Here is a 361-nt window from a genome sequence, read left to right on the forward strand (position 1 = left end):
GAAAAATTAAAACAATTGAAGCTTATAGAATTTATAAAAAGCTCCAGAATTGCACTTACAAAATCTGAAGAAGGCTTTTGTGCAGAATTTTAGAAAAAAACCGAGTTTAAATCAGTTGTTTTCTGCTAGATTTCTTATTTTTAATAGTCTAAGTTACTAAAGCTAAAAATATGATTTTAGGTACTAAACGTTTATTGTCTTTTTTATTGCTGTTGTCGGCAGTACTGATAACGCCATTAAGAATGGAAGCGCAGCTTTTGGGTGCAGCCAAAACTACGGCCGAAGAACCAGCAAAAATTCCAGATGATTCATTAGGGAGAAGAACACCTCAAGGAACCGTAAACGGATTTATCAAAGCGAT

1 pseudogene is annotated in these 361 nt (G+C 33.8%); it reads left to right on the forward strand.

Annotated elements, in window-relative coordinates:
* Positions 1 to 170: 170 nt before the first annotated feature.
* Positions 171 to 361 (forward strand): annotated as a pseudogene (locus ACWA1B_RS22420) (mechanosensitive ion channel family protein); the annotation flags it as partial.

The sequence above is a fragment of the Flavobacterium xizangense genome (assembly GCF_054075145.1).